At 73.0% G+C, this 20,800-nt stretch carries 18 protein-coding genes and 1 pseudogene; 12 read left to right on the top strand and 7 right to left on the bottom strand.

What is annotated here, in order from left to right; all coding sequences use genetic code 11:
• Nucleotides 1–48: 48 nt before the first annotated feature.
• The 3 genes from ABZ738_RS22015 to ABZ738_RS22025 all read right to left on the bottom strand — a co-directional run bounded on the left by ABZ738_RS22015 (nucleotide 49) and on the right by ABZ738_RS22025 (nucleotide 3,703).
• Nucleotides 49–1,872 (bottom strand): long-chain fatty acid--CoA ligase, encoded by a 1,824-nt coding sequence (locus tag ABZ738_RS22015; RefSeq protein ID WP_131052752.1) that lies wholly within the window; start codon nucleotides 1,870–1,872, stop codon nucleotides 49–51.
• A 138-nt stretch (nucleotides 1,873–2,010) separates the two neighbouring features.
• Nucleotides 2,011–2,949, bottom strand: a complete 939-nt coding sequence (locus ABZ738_RS22020) for a terpene synthase (protein WP_131052753.1) — start codon at nucleotides 2,947–2,949, stop codon at nucleotides 2,011–2,013.
• Between the two features lie 124 nt (nucleotides 2,950–3,073).
• The gene (locus ABZ738_RS22025; RefSeq protein ID WP_131052754.1) at nucleotides 3,074–3,703 is read right to left on the bottom strand and encodes a TIGR03085 family metal-binding protein; all 630 of its coding nucleotides are present in this window, start codon (nucleotides 3,701–3,703) and stop codon (nucleotides 3,074–3,076) included.
• A gap of 147 nt (nucleotides 3,704–3,850) precedes the next feature.
• On the opposite strand from ABZ738_RS22025, the gene ABZ738_RS22030 reads away from it, so the two are divergent.
• From ABZ738_RS22030 to ABZ738_RS22040, 3 genes are all read left to right on the top strand, one after another.
• Nucleotides 3,851–5,719: an ABC transporter ATP-binding protein gene (locus ABZ738_RS22030; protein WP_236145689.1), complete on the top strand. Its 1,869-nt coding sequence runs from the start codon at nucleotides 3,851–3,853 to the stop codon at nucleotides 5,717–5,719.
• A gap of 115 nt (nucleotides 5,720–5,834) precedes the next feature.
• Nucleotides 5,835–7,619 (top strand): ABC transporter ATP-binding protein, encoded by a 1,785-nt coding sequence (locus ABZ738_RS22035; protein ID WP_357215853.1) that lies wholly within the window; start codon nucleotides 5,835–5,837, stop codon nucleotides 7,617–7,619.
• 139 nt (nucleotides 7,620–7,758) lie between these two features.
• On the top strand, nucleotides 7,759–8,493 hold the full coding sequence (locus ABZ738_RS22040) for a DUF2470 domain-containing protein (RefSeq protein WP_357215855.1): 735 nt from the start codon (nucleotides 7,759–7,761) through the stop codon (nucleotides 8,491–8,493).
• Nucleotides 8,494–8,500: 7 nt separating this feature from the next.
• Here ABZ738_RS22040 and ABZ738_RS22045 read toward each other — a convergent pair whose 3' ends face one another.
• From ABZ738_RS22045 to ABZ738_RS22055, 3 genes are read right to left on the bottom strand one after another with little or no spacing between them, the layout of a single operon-like run.
• Complete coding sequence (locus ABZ738_RS22045; RefSeq protein ID WP_131057713.1) at nucleotides 8,501–9,097, bottom strand: TetR family transcriptional regulator; 597 nt, start codon at nucleotides 9,095–9,097, stop codon at nucleotides 8,501–8,503.
• A 27-nt stretch (nucleotides 9,098–9,124) separates the two neighbouring features.
• Nucleotides 9,125–9,880, bottom strand: coding sequence for an ABC transporter permease (locus ABZ738_RS22050; protein ID WP_131057712.1), 756 nt, complete (start codon nucleotides 9,878–9,880; stop codon nucleotides 9,125–9,127).
• A complete protein-coding gene (locus tag ABZ738_RS22055; protein ID WP_176094861.1) occupies nucleotides 9,880–10,623 on the bottom strand; it encodes an ABC transporter ATP-binding protein in 744 nt (247 codons plus the stop codon). Before ABZ738_RS22055 ends, ABZ738_RS22050 begins: the two co-directional genes overlap by 1 nt.
• A gap of 527 nt (nucleotides 10,624–11,150) precedes the next feature.
• Between ABZ738_RS22055 and ABZ738_RS22060 the strand changes: the two are divergent.
• The 4 genes and pseudogenes from ABZ738_RS22060 to ABZ738_RS22075 form a co-directional block, all read left to right on the top strand.
• A pseudogene (locus ABZ738_RS22060) lies at nucleotides 11,151–11,474 on the top strand (phosphoribosyl-AMP cyclohydrolase); the annotation flags it as partial.
• A 180-nt stretch (nucleotides 11,475–11,654) separates the two neighbouring features.
• Complete coding sequence (gene hisI / locus ABZ738_RS22065; protein WP_131057379.1) at nucleotides 11,655–12,086, top strand: phosphoribosyl-AMP cyclohydrolase; 432 nt, start codon at nucleotides 11,655–11,657, stop codon at nucleotides 12,084–12,086.
• Nucleotides 12,087–12,126: 40 nt separating this feature from the next.
• The gene (locus ABZ738_RS22070) at nucleotides 12,127–13,680 is read left to right on the top strand and encodes an anthranilate synthase component I (protein ID WP_131057375.1); all 1,554 of its coding nucleotides are present in this window, start codon (nucleotides 12,127–12,129) and stop codon (nucleotides 13,678–13,680) included.
• A 114-nt stretch (nucleotides 13,681–13,794) separates the two neighbouring features.
• A complete protein-coding gene (locus ABZ738_RS22075) occupies nucleotides 13,795–14,355 on the top strand; it encodes a Trp biosynthesis-associated membrane protein (protein WP_131057377.1) in 561 nt (186 codons plus the stop codon).
• A 13-nt stretch (nucleotides 14,356–14,368) separates the two neighbouring features.
• On the opposite strand, the gene ABZ738_RS22080 is transcribed toward ABZ738_RS22075, so the two are convergent.
• Nucleotides 14,369–14,620, bottom strand: coding sequence for a hypothetical protein (locus tag ABZ738_RS22080; protein ID WP_176094859.1), 252 nt, complete (start codon nucleotides 14,618–14,620; stop codon nucleotides 14,369–14,371).
• 442 nt (nucleotides 14,621–15,062) lie between these two features.
• Here ABZ738_RS22080 and trpC point away from each other — a divergent pair, with 442 nt between their 5' ends.
• The 5 genes from trpC (at nucleotide 15,063) to ABZ738_RS22105 (ending at nucleotide 20,757) form a co-directional block, all read left to right on the top strand.
• On the top strand, nucleotides 15,063–15,866 hold the full coding sequence (trpC, locus tag ABZ738_RS22085; RefSeq protein WP_176095944.1) for an indole-3-glycerol phosphate synthase TrpC: 804 nt from the start codon (nucleotides 15,063–15,065) through the stop codon (nucleotides 15,864–15,866).
• 170 nt (nucleotides 15,867–16,036) lie between these two features.
• Nucleotides 16,037–17,272: a tryptophan synthase subunit beta gene (gene trpB / locus ABZ738_RS22090; RefSeq protein WP_131055561.1), complete on the top strand. Its 1,236-nt coding sequence runs from the start codon at nucleotides 16,037–16,039 to the stop codon at nucleotides 17,270–17,272.
• 150 nt (nucleotides 17,273–17,422) lie between these two features.
• Nucleotides 17,423–18,226, top strand: coding sequence for a tryptophan synthase subunit alpha (gene trpA, locus ABZ738_RS22095; protein ID WP_131055559.1), 804 nt, complete (start codon nucleotides 17,423–17,425; stop codon nucleotides 18,224–18,226).
• Between the two features lie 163 nt (nucleotides 18,227–18,389).
• On the top strand, nucleotides 18,390–19,565 hold the full coding sequence (gene lgt, locus ABZ738_RS22100) for a prolipoprotein diacylglyceryl transferase (protein ID WP_357215863.1): 1,176 nt from the start codon (nucleotides 18,390–18,392) through the stop codon (nucleotides 19,563–19,565).
• Between the two features lie 4 nt (nucleotides 19,566–19,569).
• Nucleotides 19,570–20,757: an NAD(P)/FAD-dependent oxidoreductase gene (locus tag ABZ738_RS22105; protein ID WP_357215866.1), complete on the top strand. Its 1,188-nt coding sequence runs from the start codon at nucleotides 19,570–19,572 to the stop codon at nucleotides 20,755–20,757.
• Nucleotides 20,758–20,800: the final 43 nt, after the last annotated feature.

Consider the following 20,800-nt stretch of genomic DNA (forward strand, 5'->3'; position numbering starts at 1 on the left):
CGGGAACGGGCGCGGGGCCGATGTCGTGTACGCCGGTGTCGACGACCGTCAGATCTCGGCGACCGTGCCCGCGTACATCTTGTCGATCTCGGTGGAGAAGTTGCTCTCCACGCCCCGCCGCTTGATCTTGAGTGACGGGGTGATCTCGCCGTCCTCGATGGTCAGATCGCGCGGCAGGATGGTGACCTTCTTGATCGTCTCCCAGCGGTTGAGCTTGGTGTTGAGCTCGGCCACGTACTGCTCGACCATGGCCTTCGCCTCGGGCGAGGAGACGATCTCGGCGTACGGGCGGCCCTGGAGCGGGGTGCCCGCGGCCCAGCCGGCGATGGCGTCCGGGTCCAGCGTGACCAGCAGCGTGCAGAAGTTGCGGGCCTGCGCGATGACCACCGCCTGCGAGGTGTACGGGCAGGTGGCCTTGAACATGCCCTCGATGTGCGACGGCGCGATGTACTTGCCGCCGGACGTCTTGACCAGGTCCTTCTTCCGGTCGGTGATGCGCAGGTAGCCGTCGGCGTCGAGGCTGCCGATGTCACCGGTCCGGAAGAAGCCGTCCTCGGTGAAGACGGCGGCGGTCTCCTCCGGCAGGTTGTGGTAGCCGCGCATGACCGGCCGACCCTTAATCAGGATCTCGCCGTCGCTGTCGATGCGGCACTCCAGGTCGCCCATGGCCTTGCCGACCGTGCCGATCCGGAACGCGCCGGGCGGGTTGACGAAGTTGCCGGCGCTGCTCTCGGTCAGCCCGTACCCCTCGCTGATCGGCAGGTTCGCCGCGGCGAAGAACGTGGCGATCTCCGGGCTGAGCGGGGCGGCGCCGGAGACCAGCACCCGGATCCGCCCGCCGAGGCGAGCCTGGAGCTTGCTGAAGACCAGCTTCTCGGCCACCGCGTACTTGAGCTTCAACCCACCCGGCACCGGCTTGCCGGCCTGGTCGAGGGCGACCTTCTCCTTGCCGACGCCGACCGCCCAGGCGAAGATCTTCGCCTTCGCGCCGCCGGCGCTCTGCGCGGTGGTCACCGACTTGTTGTAGACCTTCTCGAAGACCCGGGGCGCGCCGCACATCAGCGTCGGGCGGACCACCGAGAGCAGTTCGACGAGCTTGTCGACCCGCCCGTCCACGTACGTCGGCATGCCGACGTGGGTGGAGCCGCAGAGCAGCGTCTTGCCGAACGAGTGCGACAGCGGCAGCCAGAGGTACTGGAGGTCGTCCTCGCGCAGCAGGCCGACCGCCTCCTGCGCCACGCCCTCCCAGCACCATCCGCCGTGCAGCAGCTCGACGCCCTTGGGGCGGCCGGTGGTGCCGGAGGTGTAGATCAGCGTGGCCAGGTGCTCGGGCCCGATGCCGGCCACGATGCGGTCGACCAGCTCGGGGTCCTCGGCGAGCCGCTGGGCGCCCTGCTCCTCCAACTGGGCGAGGGTCAGTTGGGGCACCGCCGCCGCCGGGTCGGGCTCGCCGTCGAAGAGGACCACGTGGGTCAGCGCGGGCAGGTCCGCGCCGGCGATCTTGGCCGCCTGGGACGGGTCCTCGGCGAAGAGCACCTTGGAGGCGGAGTCGGCGAGGATGTAGGTGGCGTCCTGCGGCTCGGTCGTCGGATAGACCGTGGTCGTCGCGCCGCTGGCGCACATGATGCCGAAGTCGGCGATCACCCAGTCGAGCCGGGTGTTCGCCAGGATCGCCACCGGGTCCTCCTGGCCGACGCCCAGGCCGTGCAGGCCGGCGGCGACCGCCTTCGCCCGCGCGGAGACCTGCGTCCAGGTCAGCCAGACCGGCGTGTTGTCCGGACCGGGGTGGGCGAAAGCGTGGCGGTCGGGGGTAGCCGCCACGCGCTTGAGGAACATGTCAGGAATGGAACGGTACGGTACATCGAGAGCCATCGCTGTAGCCGCCTTCGGGGGTGGAGGCGTGACGGTCGTCACGTCGGTGTTCGTTACCGAAGGGTATTGCCTGCGCCGGGGCATCGGCTAGCCCTGACGATCATCGCCGCCCCCGCATCGGGCGCGGACGGCGTCGTGCTATGCGTACCGCTCGGCGGCCCGGGACCAGTCGTAGGTGGCCCGGATCCAGTTGCGGCGCGCCGCGAGTGCCGGCCGGACCGCGTCGCCGTGGCTGGTCAGCAAACCGTTCTCGGCGGTCAGGTACGCGCTCAGCCCGGCGTTGAAACGCTCCGCGGCGGCCCGCAGTGCCGCCGACTCGTCGCCGGTCTCCCCGGTCAGCACCGTGACCAGGTTGTGCGCGTCCGGGCCGTCCCGGTTCTCCTTGCCGTAGGAGAAGACGTCGTTGCACCAGCAGACCAGGTCGGCGGCGAGCAGGTCCAACTCGGCCCAGTCGGGATCGGCCCGCTGGTCGGCCGGCGGGAAACCGTCCAGGGCCAGATCGGTCAGCGTGATGCTGGGATAGACGCCACCGGTGTGCCGGCGCATCTGGACGTACTCGTCGACCGGCGGCACCCGGCCGTGTTCGCGGTTGGCCGCCTCCCACAACAGGGCGAGCAGGTAGCCCCGCATGGCCGCGGTGAAGTGCAGCAGCACCGCCGGGCGCCGGTGGGCCCGGACGCGCCGACACAGGTCGGCCAGCGCGAGCCCGAGGGGGCCGGCCGTGCCGGACGTCGCCTCCGTCGACGTGCCCTGGCGGTCCAGGACGTCGAGCAGCGCGGCCACGGTCGGTGCGAGTCGGGTCGGGTCGCTGCCCAGGCCGTCCTCGTCGCAGGCGTCGTCCATCACGAACAGCCAGGAGATCAGGTCCGCCAGCAGCCGCAGGCCGTCCAGCGACGCCTCCGGGCAGGCTCGTCCGGCCAGCCCGGCCGCGTCCGCCCGGCGTAGTCGTTGCCCGTTACTGATCAGGCCCAGGTGGTGCGCCCAGTCGGTGCTCTCTTGGGCGACCTGCTCGGTGTGGTGATGCCGGGCGCCGGAGAACGGGGGCTCCCGCAGGGCCGAGACCGCAAAGCTTCGCATTGGGCTCCCTGTCGCGCCGCTTCCCCACGAGGCGGCGCGGCCAGCGTACGGGAGCAGTGCGAAGGGCCGAACGATCGGACAAATAACGTTTCGGATATCGCCGTGACCGGTTCCGCACAGACGGTTAGAAGCCCAGGTTGGCGCTGCGGAGCCGTTGCGCCGACTCGGCACCGCCCTCGACCTCCACCCGCGCCGCCTGCTGCCGGCCGCTCAGGAACAGCACCAGTTCGCCCGGCGCGCCGATCAGCCCCAGTTCCTCGCCGCCCTGACCGGCGGTCACCTCACCGTGCCCGGGTGCCCGCACGGCCACCCGGGCCGGGAACCGGCGCAGGGCCATCCGGGCCAGGGTGGAGGCGCGCCGCCACAACGACTGCTCCAGGCCGGTCGGCAACGCGCGGGGCTGCCACTCGGGCTGGGCCCGGCGGACGTCCTCGTGGTGGATGAAGAACTCCATCGTGTTGGCCAGCTCGTCGGTGAGCGGGTTGCTCACCGGGCTCCACACCGGTGGCCGGCGTACCTGGTCCAGCAGGTCGGCCCAGTCGAGTGCGGCGATCTCGCGCCGGACGCGCTCGGAGTAGTCGCGCAGCGGCCCGATCAGGATGCCGGCGGCGGCGTCCGGCCGCCGTTCCCGCACCACCAGGTGCGCGGCCAGATCACGGGTGGTCCAGCCCTCGTTGAGCGTCGGGGCGTCCGGACCCAGGGTCGACATCAGGTCGGTGAGCGCCTCGCGCTCCGACCGGGCGTAGCGCGGCATGTGGTGATCGTAGGCCGAGCGCGGCCGGTCCGCCCGGTTCGTGCCGGCTCGCGAGGTGACGTCAGACATATCGCAGCGGGTCGGCGGGATCGGCGTGCTGCGGTAAGGATGAGGGAGGATTGTGGCGGCTTACGGCGGGGGAGATACGTGGCGAGCGGGACTAGTCGGGAGGTGCTCGGTCGCGGGCTGGCCGTCCTGGGGCGGGCCATCCGGGAACAGCCGAGGATCTTCGCGGTGGCGGTCAGCGGCAGTGTGCTGTTCGGCGTGATGGTGGTGGGCAGCGCGTTCGTGATCGGCGCGGTGGTCGGCGACGTGGTGGTGCCGGCCATCGAGCGCGGTGCGGTCGGCGTCGGCGGGCTGGCCCTGGCCGCCGCCGCGCTGCTCGGGATCAGCGTGCTGCGGGTGGTCGGCATCTTCGGCCGGCGGCTCGGCGCGGGATACATGCAGTACCGCCTCCAGGCCGACTACCGCCGCCGGGTCACCCGCCGATATCTGGAACTGCCGCTGGCCTGGCACCACCGCAACGCCACCGGCACCCTGCTGTCCAACGCGAACTCCGACGTCGAGGCCGCCTGGCACCCGATCGCGCCGCTGCCGTTCGCGGTCGGCACGCTGGTGATGCTGGTCGGCGCCGTGGCGTCGCTGTTCTTCACCGACTGGGCGCTGGCCCTGGTCGGGCTGGCCGTGTTCCCGGCGCTGTTCGCGCTCAACGTTGCCTACTCCCGCCGGATGGCACCGCGTCAGGCCCGTGCGCAGCGGCTGCGTGCCGAGGTCAGCGAGATCGCGCACGAGAGCTTCGACGGCGCGCTGGTGGTCAAGACGATGGGTCGGGAGGCCCAGGAGACCGACCGGTTCGCGGCCCGCGCCGGCCAACTCCGCGACGCGCTGATCTCGGTCGGTCGGCTGCGCGGCGTCTTCGACCCGATGCTGGAGACGTTGCCCAGCCTCGGCACACTCGCCGTGCTGGTGGTCGGCGCGTACCGGTTGCAGCAGGGTGCCATCTCGGTCGCCGAGCTGGTCAGCGTCGCCTTCCTCTTCACCGTGCTGGCCTTCCCGGTGCGGGCCATCGGCTGGGTGCTCGCCGAACTGCCGCGCAGCGTGGCCGGGTGGGACCGGGTCCGCCGGGTGCTCGACGCCACCGGCGAGATGCCGTACGGCAACACCCGGCTGGACCCGCGCGCGGAGGCGCCCGCCACGCTCTCCTTCGCCGACGTCACCTTCGCCTACGAACCCGCCGAGGCGCACCTGCCCGGCACCGAGGTGCTCGGCGAGGTCACCTTCACCGTGCCGGCCGGCAAGACCGTGGCCCTGGTCGGGCCGACCGGCTCCGGCAAGTCCACGGTGGCGTCGCTGGCGGTGCGGTTGGTCGACCCCCGCGCCGGGTCCGTACGCCTCGACGACGTGGACGTACGCGAGCTGGCCGCCGATTCGCTGGCCGGCACCGTGGCACTGGTGGCGCAGGTGCCGTTCGTCTTCGACGACACCGTCCGGGCCAACGTCTCGCTGGACCGGGCGGGCGTCGACGACGAGGACGTCTGGGCCGCGTTGCGGCTGGCCGAGGCCGACGGGTTCGTCGCCGCGCTGCCCGACGGGCTCGACACCAGGGTCGGCGAGCGGGGCACCTCGCTCTCCGGCGGGCAGCGGCAGCGGCTCACCCTGGCCCGTGCCCTGGCCGGGCGTCCCCGCCTGCTGGTGCTCGACGACGCCACCAGCGCCGTCGACCCGCGTGTGGAGGCCGCCATCCTGGCCGGGCTGCGCTCCTCCGCGGCGGGCGGTCCCGGCGCGTCGATCCTGGTGGTGGCGTACCGCCGGGCCACCATCGCCCTCGCCGACGAGGTCATCTATCTGGAGCAGGGCCGGGTCGTCGCGCGGGGCACCCACGCCACGCTGCTGGCCACCGTGCCCGGCTACGCCAACCTGGTCACCGCGTACGAGCAGGCCGAGGTCGACCACGAACGGCAACCGACGTACGACGAGGTCACCCCGATGACCTCCGGCCTGGAGGTGGACCGGTGAGCGCGAGGAACGCAGCGCAGCGGAGTCCCGCAGTCGCGAACGAAGAGTGGGCCCGGATGAGCGCGAGGAACGCAGCGCAGCGGAGTCCCGCAGTCGTGAACGAAGGATGGCACCGGTGAGCGCGAGTGTGACGACGGAGGTGCCGGAGCCGGCGGAGTCGACCTGGCGGACGCTGCGCCGGGGGTTGGCGCTGTCGCCGGAGTTGCGGGTCGGTCTGGCCAGGACCCTCGGTCTGGCGCTGGTCTACATGGTCGGCCGGGTGGCCGTGCCGGTGGCGGTGCAGCAGGGCATCGACCGGGGCATCGCCGACGGACTCGACCTGAACGCGTTGTTCGTCGTCGTGGCGGTCACGGCCGCCGTGCTGGTGGTGACCACCGCCTGCGGTTACCTGATGATGCGGCGGCTGTTCACGGTCAGTGAGACGGCGTTGGCCGGGGTCCGGGTGCGGGCGTTCCGGCACGTGCACGACCTGTCGATGCTGCACCAGCAGTCCGAGCGGCGGGGATCGCTGGTCTCCCGGGTCACCAGCGACGTCGACCAGATCACCCAGTTCCTCCAGTGGGGCGGCGTGATCCTGCTGGTGAACCTGGGTCAGTTGGCGGTGACGACGGTGGTGATGCTGGCGTACTCGTGGCAACTGACCCTGGTGGTCTACGCGGCGTTCGTGCCGGCGGTGCTGGTGATCCGGCTGCTCCAGCGTCGGCTCGCCGCCGCGTACGGGGTGGTGCGGCAGCGGACCGGCACGTTGCTGGCGGCGGTCGGTGAGAGCGTGGTCGGCGCGCCGGTGATCCGGGCGTACGGCATCGCCGGTCGGACGGCGCGGCGGCTGGACGAGGCGATCGACAGCCAGCAGCAGGCGCAGCGCAAGGCGATCCGGATCAGCATCCTCGGCAGTTCGGTGGGGGAACTGGCGGCCGGGGTGGCGCTGGCCGGGGTGGTGGTGCTCGGCGTGGTCCTCGGCGCCGACCAGACGTTGAGCATCGGTGCGATCACCGCGTTCCTGTTCCTGGTGACGCTCTTCATCCAGCCGGTGCAGATCGCCACGGAGGTGCTCAACGAGGCGCAGAACGCGATCGCCGGGTGGCGGCGGGTGCTGGACGTGCTGGACGTCTCGCCGGACGTGGCCGACCCGGGTCCGCAGGGGCGGGAGCTGCCCGCCGGGCCGCTGGACATCCGCTTCGCGCAGGTGCGGTACGCCTATCCGGACGGGCCGACGGTGTTGCACGACGTGAGCGTGGAGATCCCGGCGAAGAGCCGGGTCGCGGTGGTGGGCGAGACGGGCAGTGGCAAGACCACCTTCGCCAAGCTGCTCACCCGGTTGATGGACCCGACGGCGGGCGCGGTGCTGCTGTCCGGGGTGGCGTTGACCGACGTGCGTTTCGACTCGTTGCGGTCCCGGGTGGTGATGGTGCCGCAGGACGGCTTCCTGTTCGACGCGTCGGTGGCGGACAACGTGCGGTTCGGCCGTCCCGCGTTGACCGACGAGCAGCTCACCACGGCCTTCAGTGATCTGGGGCTGGCCGACTGGCTGGACGGGTTGCCGGCCGGGCTGGCGACCCGGGTGGGGGAGCGCGGTGAGGCGTTGAGCGTGGGGGAGCGGCAGTTGGTGGCGCTGGCCCGGGCGTACGTGGCCGATCCGGATCTGCTGGTGCTGGACGAGGCGACCAGCGCGGTCGACCCGGCCACCGAGGTGCGCCTGCAACGGACCCTGGACGCGGTGACCCGGGGGCGGACCACGTTGGCGATCGCGCACCGGCTCTCCACCGCGCAGGGCGCCGACGAGGTGATCGTGGTGGACCGGGGTCGGATCGTGCAGCGCGGGCCGCACGAGGAGCTGATCCGGGACCCGGACTCGGTCTACGGCCTGCTCTACGCCTCGTGGCTGGAGCAGACGCGGTAGTGGCCGGTGGGGGCGGCGCGACGGCGGTCGATCGGTCGGGCGGACGCGATGACGGCGGTGGGCGGATCCGGTGGACGTGGCCCGGACGATGCCCTAGTCTTCGGGTTAGGTAAGCCTAACCTTAGAAGGAGGTCGTGCCATGCGGCCGAGCCCTGCCGAGATCGTCCGTACCCTCGTCGCGGGCCGGTTGGCCGGTCTCGTCCACGTGGCCTGCCGGCCCGGTCTGCACCACGTCCGTCACGTCACCGACCGCGACGGCCGGGTGCTGCTGCTGGTGCCGGTGGTCAGCGACCTCACCGCCGCCGTGCGGACCACCGGTCCGGACCGCCCGCTGGCCGTGGCGCTGGACGTGCTGGACCTGCCGCCCGCCGCGGGCGCGCCGTCGCTGGGCCGCGCGCTGGTCTCCGGCTGGGTGCGCCAGTTGGCCGGCGCCGAGGAACGTGCCGCCGCGCTGGACTTCGCCGAGGTGGACGCCACCGGGGACCTGCTCGACGTCGGCACCCGGTTCCGGTTGTGCCGGTTCGAGGTGGAGCAGGCCCAGTGGGACCGCGCCGGCACGCGTCGCCGGATCGACCCGATGGCGTACGCGGAGGCGGAGCCGGACCCGCTGCACCCGGTCGAGGCGGTGCTGCTGGCCGACCTCGCCGACCGGTACGCCGACCGGCTGACCGCCTACCTGTGCCGCCGGCTGGGGCTGGCCGGTGTCGACGGGGCGCCCCGGGTGGAGCGGATCGACAGGTACGGCATGCTGGTCTCGTTCGGGCACACCGGCGCCCGGCACCGGACCCGGCTCGCCTTCACGCGCCCGGTGGCCGGGCACGACGAACTGCCCCGGCTGTTCGACGAGATGCTGCACCCGGCGGCCGGCGGCTGAGCCGGGCTCAGCCGACGAGTTCGCCGGTGAGGTAACGCTGCACGGTCGGCCCGACGGTGGCGACCAGGGTCTCCGGCTCGGCGGAGGCGACCGGCTCCAGCCGGACCACGTGCCGCATGAGCGCGAGCCCGATCAACTGGCTCGCCACCAGCCCGCCGCGCAACGGCCGGTGGGCCGGGTCGACGTCGAGGTGGTCGAGGATCCGGCGCAGCACCTGGGTGGTCAGGAACTCCCGGACCAGCCGGGCGGTCCACTCGTTGCCGACCGCGGAGCGCAGCAGGGCCACCCCGGCGGCGCCGGCCGGGGAGTCCCACATCGCGACGAACGTCCGGACCAGTCGTTCCCCGATCCCGTCGCGGTCGCCGTCGAGCACCGCCGGCAACAGTTCCCGAGGGTCGACCGGCGCCTGCACGGCGGCCAGGAACAGTTGCTCCTTGCTGCCGAAGTAGTGGTGCACCAGCGCCGGATCGACCTCGGCGGCGGCGGCGACGGCCCGGATGGTGGCGGCGTCGAAACCCCGTTCCGCGAAGGCGGTGCGGGCCGCCGCCAGGATGGCGTCCCGGGTCGCCGGGTTGCCGGGTCGCCGTCCGCTGCGCCGTGCCATCGCCCTCTCTTCCCGCTCGGTGGTCCGTCAGCCGCTGCGCCGTCGCAGCGTGGCCGAGGCGAGCACCAGCGCCAACACCGCCGCACCGGCGACCACCGCCACGTCCCGCCACATCGTCGCGGTCGGCTCGGCGTTCGCGCCGACCTCCTGAAGGGCCTCGACGGCGTACGACAGGGGGAGCACGTCGCTGATCGCCTGCAACCAGCCGGCCATCTCGTCGCGAGGCACGAAGAGCCCGCAGAGCAGCAGTTGAGGGGCGACCACGACCGGCATGAACTGTACGGCCTGGAACTCGGTGCGGGCGAAGGCGCTGCACAGCAGCCCGAGCGCGACGGCGAGCACGGCGTTCAGCGCCGCGATCAGGATCACCAGCGCACTGCTGCCGGCGGTCTCGAGGCCGAAGACCCCGTACGCCACGGCCGAGGCGATGGTGGCCTGCACCGCGCCAGCCAGCCCGAACGCGATGCCGTACCCGAAGAGCAAATCGGTGCGGGCCAGCGGGGTGGTGAGCAGCCGTTCCAGCGTGCCACTGGTCCGTTCGCGCAGCATGGCGATGCTGGTCACCAGGAACATGATGATGAACGGGAAGAAGCCGAGCATCACCAGCGCGATCCGGTCGAACGTGGACGGCTGGCCGGGCGGCGTGGGCTGGTCGGCGTACATGTAATAGACCAGGGTGAGAAGCGCGGTGGGCACGAGCACCAGCAGCGCCACCGTCCGTCGGTCGTGGCGCAGTTGCCGCAGGATGCGGCCGACCGTGGCGGCCAGGATGCGCGGGTTCATCACGCCTCCTCGGCGGTCGTGGTGCCGGTGCCGGCCTCGCCGGCCCGGATCAGCCGCAGGAACGCCTCGTCGAGGTCGTCGACCCCGGCGGCGGCCCGGATCGCGGCCGGGGTGTCGTCGGCGATCAGCCGTCCCGCGCGGATCAGCAGCAGCCGGTCGCATCGGGCCGCCTCGTCCATCACGTGACTGGAGACCAGCAGGGTGGTGCCGGCCGCCGCGAGTGCGTGGAACCTCGCCCAGAGCTCGGCCCGCAGGACCGGGTCCTGCCCGACGGTGGGTTCGTCGAGCACGATCAGCTCCGGCTCGCCGACCAGCGCGCAGGCCAGCGACGCACGGCTGCGTTGCCCGCCGGAGAGGGTGCCGACGATCTGTCCCGCCGCCGGCGCCAGCCCGACGTCGGCCACCGCCCGGTCCGCCTCGGCCCGGCCCCGGCCGTGCAGGGCGGCGAAGTAGCGGGCGTTCTCCCGCACCGTCAGGTCCGCGTAGACGCTCGGCGCCTGGGTGAGGTAGCCGACCCGGTGGCGCAGCTCCGGCGCACCGGCCGGGTGGCCCAGCACGGTCACCGTGCCGGCGGTGACCACCTGCACCCCGACGACGGCGCGCATCAGTGTGGTCTTGCCGCTGCCGCTGGGGCCGAGCAGCCCGGTGACCGCGCCACGCGGCACCCCGGCGTCGATCCCGTGCAGTACCCGCCGTCCGCCCCGGTCCACGACCAGGCCCCGGACGGCGATCGCGTCCACCATCGCCCACCTCCAAAATTCATCGGCTGTTGAAATCAACGGTAGTTGAATTCTTTCGGACGGGCCAGGCCCCGATTTCGCCATAGCACGGGCTTTAGCCTCCGTATCGGACACCATGTCCGTTGTGGGGCATTGCGCCCGGATCGGACCTGCGGCACGATGGCGCAGTGGATCACGCTCCGTCACCGGACAGTGGGTTCTTCGACGACTGGGCCGCGCGGCTGCGGGCGACCGCCGACCGGCCCGTGGTCGGCATCCTGCTGCGCGGAAGCCACGCCCGTCGAGCCGCCACCCCGCACAGCGACGTCGACGTCGACGTCCTGGTCGGTGGAGCCCCGTACGCCGAGCGCCGGGCCTACCTCGCAGAGCACTCCGGGCGCCTGACCCACGTCTCGGTCGCCGCCCGCGACATCCGGTCCTGGGTGACGCGCCTGGGCGAGCCGGCCGACTGGGCGTTCGGGCTGCCGGTGACGGCCCCGGCGCGGCTGCTCTGGGCCGACCCGCACTGGCGGGACCGGATCAACCTGACCGTGCTCTGCCAGCCGGCCGACGAACCTCGGCTGGAGGACCTGATCGCCACGCTCGGCAAGGTGGCCGCCGCGCGCGACGCCGACGACCCGCTCGGCGTCCGGCTGGCCGCCGCCGACCTGGCCCGGCTCTGCCCCTCGGTGCTGCGGCTGGCGAACCCCTCGGTGCGGGTGGTGTCCCGTCGCTCGGCCTTCGCCGCCGCGCTCGACCTGCCGGTGGCGCCGCCCGGCTACCGCCAGGACATGCTGCGCTGCCTCGGCCTGCTGCCCGGATCGACCGGGCAACTCTGGGCGGCGGCGGTCCGGCTGGTCGCCGGCACCCTGCCGCTGATCCGCCCGTACGCCGCCGAGGTGGCCGAGGTGGCCGGCGCCGACTTCGCCGACGCCCTGCTCGACGGGCGCCTGGACCGGTACGTCACCCAGTTGCGCCAGCCCGTCGGTCCCGCGCCGTCCGCCAGCCGGGAGCCCTCTCAGGTTCCGGCGCCGCGTGCGGGACAATGGGTCACTGTGCCCGTACCTGACGCGCCGACGAGCGGCGCCCACCTCTCCCCGCCGGAGCCGCCGGGCGGCCCGGACCGGCCGTCGCGACTCGATCCGGAGATCGCCGCACAGCTACGCCGCACCCCCGACGGCCTGGTGGCCGCCGTGGTCCGCCAGCACGACAGCGGTGAGGTGCTGATGGTGGCTTGGATGGACGACGAGGCCCTGCACCGCACCCTGACCACCGGCCGGGCCACCTACTGGTCGCGCAGCCGCCGCGAGTACTGGGTCAAGGGCGCCACCTCCGGCCACCACCAGTACGTCCGGTCCGTGGCCCTGGACTGCGACGGTGACGCGGTGCTGGTCAGCGTCGACCAGGTCGGCGCGGCCTGCCACACCGGCCAGCGCACCTGCTTCTTCACCGAACTCCCGGTCGCCTCCGGCGAGGTGACCTCGTGAGCGGGCGGTACGCGCGATCCGGGCATACCGGAGCGTCGGCATGACCGACGGCACGGTCAGCCCCGATCTGGCCACCTTCACCGACCTGGCCGCCCGCTGGCGGGTGGTGCCGGTCACCCGGCGGCTGCTCGCCGACGCGGAGACACCGGTCGGGGTCTACCGCAAGCTCGCCGGTGGGCCCGGCACGTTCCTGCTGGAGTCCGCCGAGCAGGGCGTCGGCTCGTCGGGACTGGCCTGGTCCCGATACTCCTTCGTCGGCGTCCGCAGCAGCGCCACCCTGGTCGAACAGGACGGCTCGGCGGCCTGGCTCGGTGAGCCGCCCGCCGGGCTGCCCACCACGGGCGACCCGGTCGAGGTGCTGCGGGCCACGGTGGCGGCGATGGCCGGCCCGCCCGGCGAGTCGGACGGGACGATGCCCCCGCTGACCGGGGGCATGGTCGGTTACCTCGGCTACGACCTGATCCGCCGCTTCGAACGGCTGCCCTCGCTCACCGAGGACGACCTGCGCGTACCCGAGCTGGGCATGATGCTCGCCACCGACCTGGTGGTGCTGGACCACTTCGACGGCTCGGCCATCCTGGTCGCCAACGCGGTCCTGCCCCCGCTCGACGACCCGGGCCGCGAGACGCAGGTGGCCGCCGCCTACCACCACGCGGTGGGCCGGCTGGACGCGATGACCACCGCACTGTCCCGACCGATCCCGCCGATGGTCTCCACGGTCCGCCGTCCCCGCGCCGGTGAGGTCCGCAGCCGTACCCCCGAGGGCGGCTACCCCAAGGCGGTCGAGGCGGCCAAGGAGGCGATCCGGGCCGGCGAGTGCTTCCAGATCGTGCTCGCCCAGCGGTTCGAACGCGACACCGACGCCGACCCGCTGGACGTCTACCGGGTGCTGCGCACCACCAACCCGAGCCCGTACATGTATCTGCTGCGCTTCGACGACTTCGACATCGTCGGCTCGTCGCCGGAGGCACACCTCAAGGTGACCGGCGAGGTCGACGGCGCGCGGCGCGCGTTGCTGCACCCGATCGCGGGCACCCGTCCGCGCGGGGCGACCCCGGAGGCCGACGCCCGGCTCGCCGCCGAACTGCTCGCCGACCCGAAGGAACGCGCCGAGCACGTGATGCTCGTCGACCTGGGCCGCAACGACCTGGGCCGGGTCTGCCGACCGGGCACCGTCGAGGTGCCGGAGTTCGCCACCATCGAGCGGTACAGCCACGTCATGCACATCGTCTCCACCGTGATCGGGACGCTGCGCGCCGACCGCACCGCCTTCGACGCGCTGGCCGCGACGTTCCCGGCGGGCACCCTCTCCGGAGCGCCGAAGGTGCGGGCCATGGAGATCATCGAGGAGCTGGAGCCGGTACGCCGGGGCCTGTACGGCGGCACCGTCGGCTACTTCGGCTTCGGTGGCGACCTCGACATGGCCATCGCCATCCGCACCGCGCTCATGCGGGCCGGGCGGGCGTACGTGCAGGCCGGTGCCGGGGTGGTGGCCGACTCCGATCCGGCCGCCGAGGACCAGGAGACCCGGAACAAGGCCGCCGCGGTGCTCGCCGCCATCGCCGCCGCCGAGACACTGAGGCCCGCTCGGTGAGCGCGAGGAATGTAGCGCAGCGGAGTCCCGCAGTCGCGAGCGAAGGGCGGGCTCGGTGAGCGCGAGGAATGTAGCGCAGCGGAGTCCCGCAGTCGCGAGCGAAAGGCCCGCCCGATGAGTGGGCAGGTTCGGTCCGCGTCGGGCCGGCGCGGGTTGGCGTACGCCGTGCTGCTCTGCCTGGCCGGTGCGGGGTTGGCGCTCTGGGCCGTGACCCGCACCTGGGCGCTGGACACCGACGTGGTGGGCGTACCGACGCCGTTGCTGGAGGAGGGGCGGACCGGCACGCAACTGCTGCCCTGGCTGCCGGCGCTCGCCCTGGTGGGCCTGGCCGGCGGCGGCGCGGTGCTGGCCACCCGTGGCCGGCTGCGGCAGGTGCTCGGCGGGTTGCTGGCGCTGCTCGGTCTGATGATGGCCGCCGGCGGCGGGTACGGGCTGGTCGCCGAGATCGGCGACGAGGTGGCCCGGCAGTGGCCGGCGCTCACCCTGCTCGGCGGCGTGCTGGCGGCAGCCGGTGGGCTGCTGACGGCGTTGCGTGGGCGGGACTGGCCGGCGATGGGTGCCCGTTACGAGCGCCGGTCCCGGCAGTCGGCACCGGCGGCGGGACCGATCCACGGGGCCGGCACCGTCGAGGCGTGGGACGCGCTCGACCGGGGCGAGGACCCGACCGAGCGCTGAGCGGCCCGGCCGGTCAGCCGACCGGCTGCCGGTCCCGGGCGCGGCTGGCGGCGAGTTCGGCGACCAGCTGGTCCAGCGCGGCCCGCTGGTCGGCCCGGGCCCGGTCGGCGCAGATGGCCTCCCAGGCGTTGCCGCGCGCGGTCCGGATCCGGGTCGGCCCGACGACGGCGCGTTCCAGCGTGTGGACGACACCGACGGCGAGCGAAGCGACGGTACGCGAGATGGTGGTGAGTCCGATGGTCTGCTGCGGCGCGGAGGAATTCATGATCACCCCGGGGAGAGATCGTCGTGGCGATGGGGCAGGCGCGTCATCGAGTGTGCCCGAGTCTGATGCTGCACGTTTCACGTTTCGCGGTGATGACTACGACATCAACACTGCGGCAGGGGCCCTGAGCAGGCAAAGGGCCGTTCGGCCTTGAGCTTGCTCACAGCATCGACCGGCCTCGACGGGGGGTGACCGGTAAGGTCAAGACTGCCGTCGATATGGGTGGGCGTCGATAAGGGGGTGACGGAGAGTCACGCCCTGTTCGCGCAGGTCGGTCATTATGCCGCAGCCCATTTCGTGAGGCGCGCCATACCCCCACCGGTCGGTGCCAGGTGGTGGCACCTAGCATCGGCCCATGACACCCGGAGAGGGGAGTCCGTTGGTGACTGCTGAGCATCCGCACGCGGAAGGGAACGAGGCCGGCCCGGCAGCGTCCGTCAGCGTGCTCGACGAGATCCTGGCCGGCGTCCGCGAGGACGTGGCCCGGCGGCAGGAGCAGGTCCCGATGGAGCGGATCCGCGAACTCGCCGCTGCCGCCCCGCCACCGCTGGACGCGTACGCCGCGTTGCGCCAGCCCGGCGTCGCGGTGATCGCCGAGGTGAAGCGTTCCTCACCGTCCAAGGGCAAGATCGCCGACATCGCCGATCCGGCGGAGCTCGCCGGTGGCTACGCGGCCGGTGGCGCACGGGCGATCAGCGTGCTGACCGAGGGTCGCTGGTTCGGTGGTTCGCTGGAGGACCTCGCCGCGGTCCGGGCGGCGGTCAGCATCCCGGTGCTGCGCAAGGACTTCGTGGTCTCCAGCTATCAGGTGCACGAGGCCCGCGCGCACGGCGCCGACCTGGTGCTGCTGATCGTCGCCGCGCTGGAGCAGAACGTCCTGGTCGGCCTGCTGGAGCGGATCGAGTCGCTGGGCATGACCGCGCTGGTCGAGGTGCACGACGAGGAAGAGGCCGACCGGGCTCTGGAGGCCGGTGCGCAGGTGATCGGGGTCAACGCCCGCGATCTGCGTACGCTGCAGGTCGACCGGTCGGTGTTCGAGCGGATCGCACCCGGTCTGCCGAGCAACGTCGTCAAGATCGCCGAGTCGGGCGTACGCGGTCCGCACGACCTGATCCGGTACGCCTCGGCCGGGGCCGACGCGGTGCTGGTCGGCGAGGGCCTGGTCACCCAGAAGAGTCCGCGGGAGGCGGTGGCCGAACTGGTCAACGCCGGCAACCATCCTGCCACGCCCCGCCCGGCGCGCTGACGCCGTCGTGGCGAGGGGATCTGACATGAGCGAGCCTGTCGAGCGAATCATCCACGCGGTGACTGGTGGCGGCGCGCAGCGGAGCGGAGTGCCGGCATGAGCGAGCCTGTCGAGCGAATCATCGGTGCGGTGGTGCCTCGCGGGGGCACGCAGCGGAGCGGAGTGTCAGCGTGAGCGAGCAGGCGTCTTTCCCGGACTCGGCCGGACATTTCGGTCGGTTCGGTGGTCGGTTCGTGCCGGAGGCGCTGGTCGCCGCCCTGGACGAACTGGACGCGGCACACCGCGCGGCGATGGCCGACGAGTCGTTCCGAGCGGAGTTCGCCGGTCTGCTGCGCGACTACGCCGGCACCCCGTCGCTGCTCTACGAGGCCCGTCGGTTCTCCGCCCGGGTCGGTGCCCGGGTGCTGCTCAAGCGGGAAGACCTCAACCACACCGGCGCGCACAAGGTCCGCAACGTGCTCGGTCAGGCGCTGCTGACCCGGCGGATGGGCAAGAAGCGGGTGATCGCCGAGACCGGAGCCGGTCAGCACGGCGTCGCCACCGCCACCGCAGCCGCCCTGTTCGACCTCGACTGCGTGGTCTACATGGGCCAGGTCGACACCGAGCGGCAGGCGCTCAACGTGGCCCGGATGCGGATGCTTGGCGCCGAGGTGGTGCCGGTGACGAACGGCTCGCGCACGCTCAAGGACGCGATGAACGAGGCGATGCGGGACTGGGTCGCCAACGTCGACGACACGCACTACCTGATCGGGACCGCTGCCGGCCCGCACCCGTTCCCGGCCCTGGTGCGCGACTTCGTGCGGGGCATCGGCGACGAGGCGCGGGCCCAGTGCCAGGAGCTCACCGGTGGACTCCCGGACGCGGTCACCGCCTGCGTCGGCGGCGGCTCCAACGCGCTGGGCATCTTCCACGCCTTCGTCGGCGACCCGCAGGTGCGGCTCTACGGCTTCGAGGCCGGCGGCGACGGGGTGACCACCGGGCGGCACGCGGCCAGCATCACCGGCGGTTCCACCGGCGTGCTGCACGGTACGCGGACCTTCGTGCTGCAGGACGAGGACGGCCAGACCGTCGAGTCGCACTCGATCTCGGCCGGTCTGGACTACCCGGGCGTCGGTCCGGAGCACGCCTGGCTGCACGACACCGGCCGGGCCAGCTACCTGCCGGTCACCGACGACGAGGCGATGGCGGCGTTCGAGCTGCTCTGCCGCACCGAGGGGATCATCCCGGCGATCGAGAGCGCGCACGCGCTCGCCGGCACCCTGGCCGTCGCGCCGAAGCTCAGCGCCGAGCTGGGTCGAGAGCCCACGATCGTGGTCAACCTTTCCGGCCGGGGCGACAAGGACGTGCACACCGCCGGCGAGTACTTCGGCATCCTCGGCTCGGAGCGAAGCGGAGCGACGGCATGAGCGAGCGTCAGCGAGCGAATCGTCGGTGCAGCGCCCTGGTGTCTCATGGCGGCGTGGAGCGAAGCGGAGCGGCGGCATGAGCGAGCGTCAGCGAGCGAATCATCTCGTCCGGGTAGCTCGTGACGGCTCGGAGCGAAGCGGAGCGGCGGCATGAGCCGGATCGGTGGGGCGTTCGAGAAGGCTCGGGCCGACGGCCGCGCGCTGCTGGTCGGCTGCATGCCGGCCGGGTTCCCGACGGTCGAGGGCAGCATCGCCGCGATGACGGCGATGGTCTCGGCGGGCGTCGACGTGATCGAGGTCGAGATCCCGTACTCCGATCCGGTGATGGACGGCCCGGTGATCCAGCGGGCCAGCGACATCGCCCTGGCCGGCGGCGTGCGGACCCGGGACACGTTGCGCATCGTGGAGGAGGTCGCGGCCACCGGCGCGCCGGTGGTGACGATGACCTACTGGAACCCGATCGAGCGGTACGGCGTGGACGCCTTCGCCCGGGACTACGCGGCGGCCGGCGGCACCGGGCTGGTCACTCCCGACCTGATCCCCGACGAGGCCCAGGAGTGGCTGGCCGCGTCGGACGCGCACGGGTTGGACCGCACGTTCCTGGTCGCCCCGTCGTCCACCGACGCCCGGCTGGCGATGACCGTCGCGCACTGCCGTGGTTTCGTCTACGCCACCGCGATCATGGGGGTCACCGGGGCCAGGGCGCAGACCTCGGAGGCGGCGCCGGTGCTGGTGTCGCGGGTCCGGGAGATCAGCGAGATCCCGGTCGGCGTCGGGCTCGGCGTGGGCACCGGGGAGCAGGCCGCCACGGTCGCCGGGTACGCCGACGCGGTGATCGTCGGCAGCGCGCTGATCCGCTGCCTGCTCGACGCCCCCGACCAGGAGGCCGGGCTGACCGCACTGCGGACGCTGAGCGCGGAACTGGCCGAGGGCGTCCGCAACCCGGCCCGCTGAGTCGACCGGTACGCGATCTGCCGGTGCCCCGGGTATGCGCGACGCGCCCGGGGCACACGTGCGACGTTCCTGAGGACAAAAGCCCCAGCGGGCCACGGATGCCGGGCACACGAGGCGGACCGGGGTGACGTTCCGGGGGTCCGCAGCGGTAGCGTGTGCACCCGTGAGTCTCGCCTCGCCGACGTCCCTGGCCGCCCTGCCCAGCCCGAGCACCGCCGTATGGCATCTCGGCCCGATCCCGCTGCGGGCGTACGCGCTGTGCATCATCGCCGGCATCGTGGTGGCCTGCTGGGTCACCGAGCGACGGTTGCGCCAGCGTGGCGTCGCCCCCGGCGCGGTGCTCGACATCGCCCTCTGGGCGGTGCCGGCCGGCATCATCGGCGCCCGGATCTACCACGTGATCACCTCCCCGGCGGCGTACTTCGGCACCGGCGGTGACCCGATCAAGGTCTTCTTCATCCACGAGGGCGGCCTGGGCATCTGGGGTGCGGTGGCCGGTGGCGCGGTCGGCGCCTACATCGCCGCCCGGCAGCTCGGCATCCCGTTCGCGGTGGTCGCCGACGCGCTGGCGCCGGGCCTGCCGCTGGCGCAGGCGATCGGCCGACTGGGCAACTGGTTCAACAACGAGCTCTACGGCGGCCGGACGGACCTGCCCTGGGGGCTGGAGATCCACCGGATGGACGGTGGTCAGGCGCTGCGCGACGAGGCGGGCCGGCCGATCCTGGAGGAGGGGCTCTATCACCCGACCTTCGCCTACGAGGCGCTCTGGAACGTGGGCGTCGCCGCACTGGTGTTCTTCCTCGACCGTAAGCTGCGCCTCGGCCGGGGTCGTGCGTTCGCCCTCTACGTGATGGGCTACACCGCAGGCCGGTTCTGGATCGAGATGATGCGGACCGACGACGCCACCAGCATCCTCGGCGTACGCCTCAACGTCTGGACGGCGGCGCTGGTCTTCGTCGGCGCGTTGATCTACTTCCTCCGGGTGCGCGGGCCCCGTGAGTACCTGATCCCGATCGGCCTGCCGACCGCCACCGCGGCACCGGCCGGTTCGGACGTCTCCCAGGTCGACCTCTCGGCGACGCGTGGCGGCAGCAGCGAGCCGGCGGTGCCGGAGGGCTACCGGGTGGTCAGCGAGGAACAGTTCGCGCACTGGCGACAGACCGGCGAGGCCCCCGGCGAGGTGACCGACCCCGCCGAATCCGACCCCGGCACCCCGACCGACCCTGATCCCGGCACCCCGACCGACGCCGCCGACCCCGGCACCCCGACCGACGAGGACGAGGACACCCCGACCGTCGCCGAGGGCGCGGCGGCACGTCCCGCCGATCGCGACAGCTGAGCCCGTGCGCAGCGCGGTCGTGGTCGGCGGCGGGCTCGGCGGCCTGGCGGTCTCCGGTGCGCTCGCCCGCTCGGGATGGCAGGTCACCCTGCTGGAACGGGCCGACCGCATCCGTCCCGAGCCGACCGCCGTGGTGCTCTGGCCCAACGGCGTACGCGCGCTGCGTGCCCTGGACCTCGGTGCCGGCCTGGACGCCATCGCCACCCCGCTGCCGGACGGCGGGGTGCGCCGACCGGACGGACACTGGCTGGTGCAGCCCCGGCAGACCCCGGTCGAGCGCATGCCCGTCGTGGTGCACCGGGAGGACCTGCACGACGCGCTGATCGCGGGCCTGGGCGAGCGCGTCGAGCTGCGTACCGGCGTGACGGTACGCACCGTACGCGCCACTCCGGGGGCCCGGCCGGCGGTCGGTGACGGCCGGCAGACGTTCGAGGCCGACCTGGTGGTCGCGGCCGACGGCGCCGACAGCGTGATCCGCCGTCAGCTCGCCCCGGAGGCGAACGTGGTCAGCTCCGGCTGTGCCGCCTGGCGCGCGGTGATCCCGTGGTACCGCGCACCGGACCTGACCGGCGGTGCACCCGTCGGCGGGGAGATCCTCGGTGCCGGCTACCGCTTCGCCGCCGCCTCCCTCGGCGAGCGCGGCTCCTCCGGCGGGTCCAGCCGGGGCGGCATCTACTGGATGGCGACCGCCGCCGGGGCGCCGCGCCCAGAACCGCCCGAGACCCAGTTGGCGCTGCTGCGACGCTGGTACGCGGGCTGGCCCGCACCGGTCGACGAACTGCTGGCCGCCACCGACCCGGCCGACCTGGTGCAGCAGGAGATCCGCGAGCTGCGTCCGCTGCCCAAGTCGTACGGCTTCCCGGTCGGGCCGGGCGGGGTGGTGCTGCTCGGCGACGCCGCCCACGCCATGCCGCCGCACCTCGGGCAGGGCACCTGCCTGGCCTTCGAGGACGCCGTCACGCTGGCCGCCCTGCTGCGCGAGTCCACGCTGCCGGACGCGGTGCTCGCGTACGACCGGACACGCCGCCCCCGCGCGGCGACGGTGGTCCGGCAGACCCGCCGCATGTCGGCGGTGCTCCAGAGCCGGGGCCGACTGGCGTTGCGCGCCCGCGACGCCGCCCTCGGCACCATCACCCCCCGCCTGCTCGGCAGCGCCGCCGCAGTAGCCGCCCAGTGGCGCCCCCCAGCCTGACCCCCCTGCCCCACCCCCACCCCCACCCCCACCCCCGCCCCCA

Origin of the sequence: Micromonospora sp. NPDC047793, from assembly GCF_040642635.1 — a bacterium.
Classification (GTDB): Bacteria; Actinomycetota; Actinomycetes; order Mycobacteriales; family Micromonosporaceae; genus Micromonospora.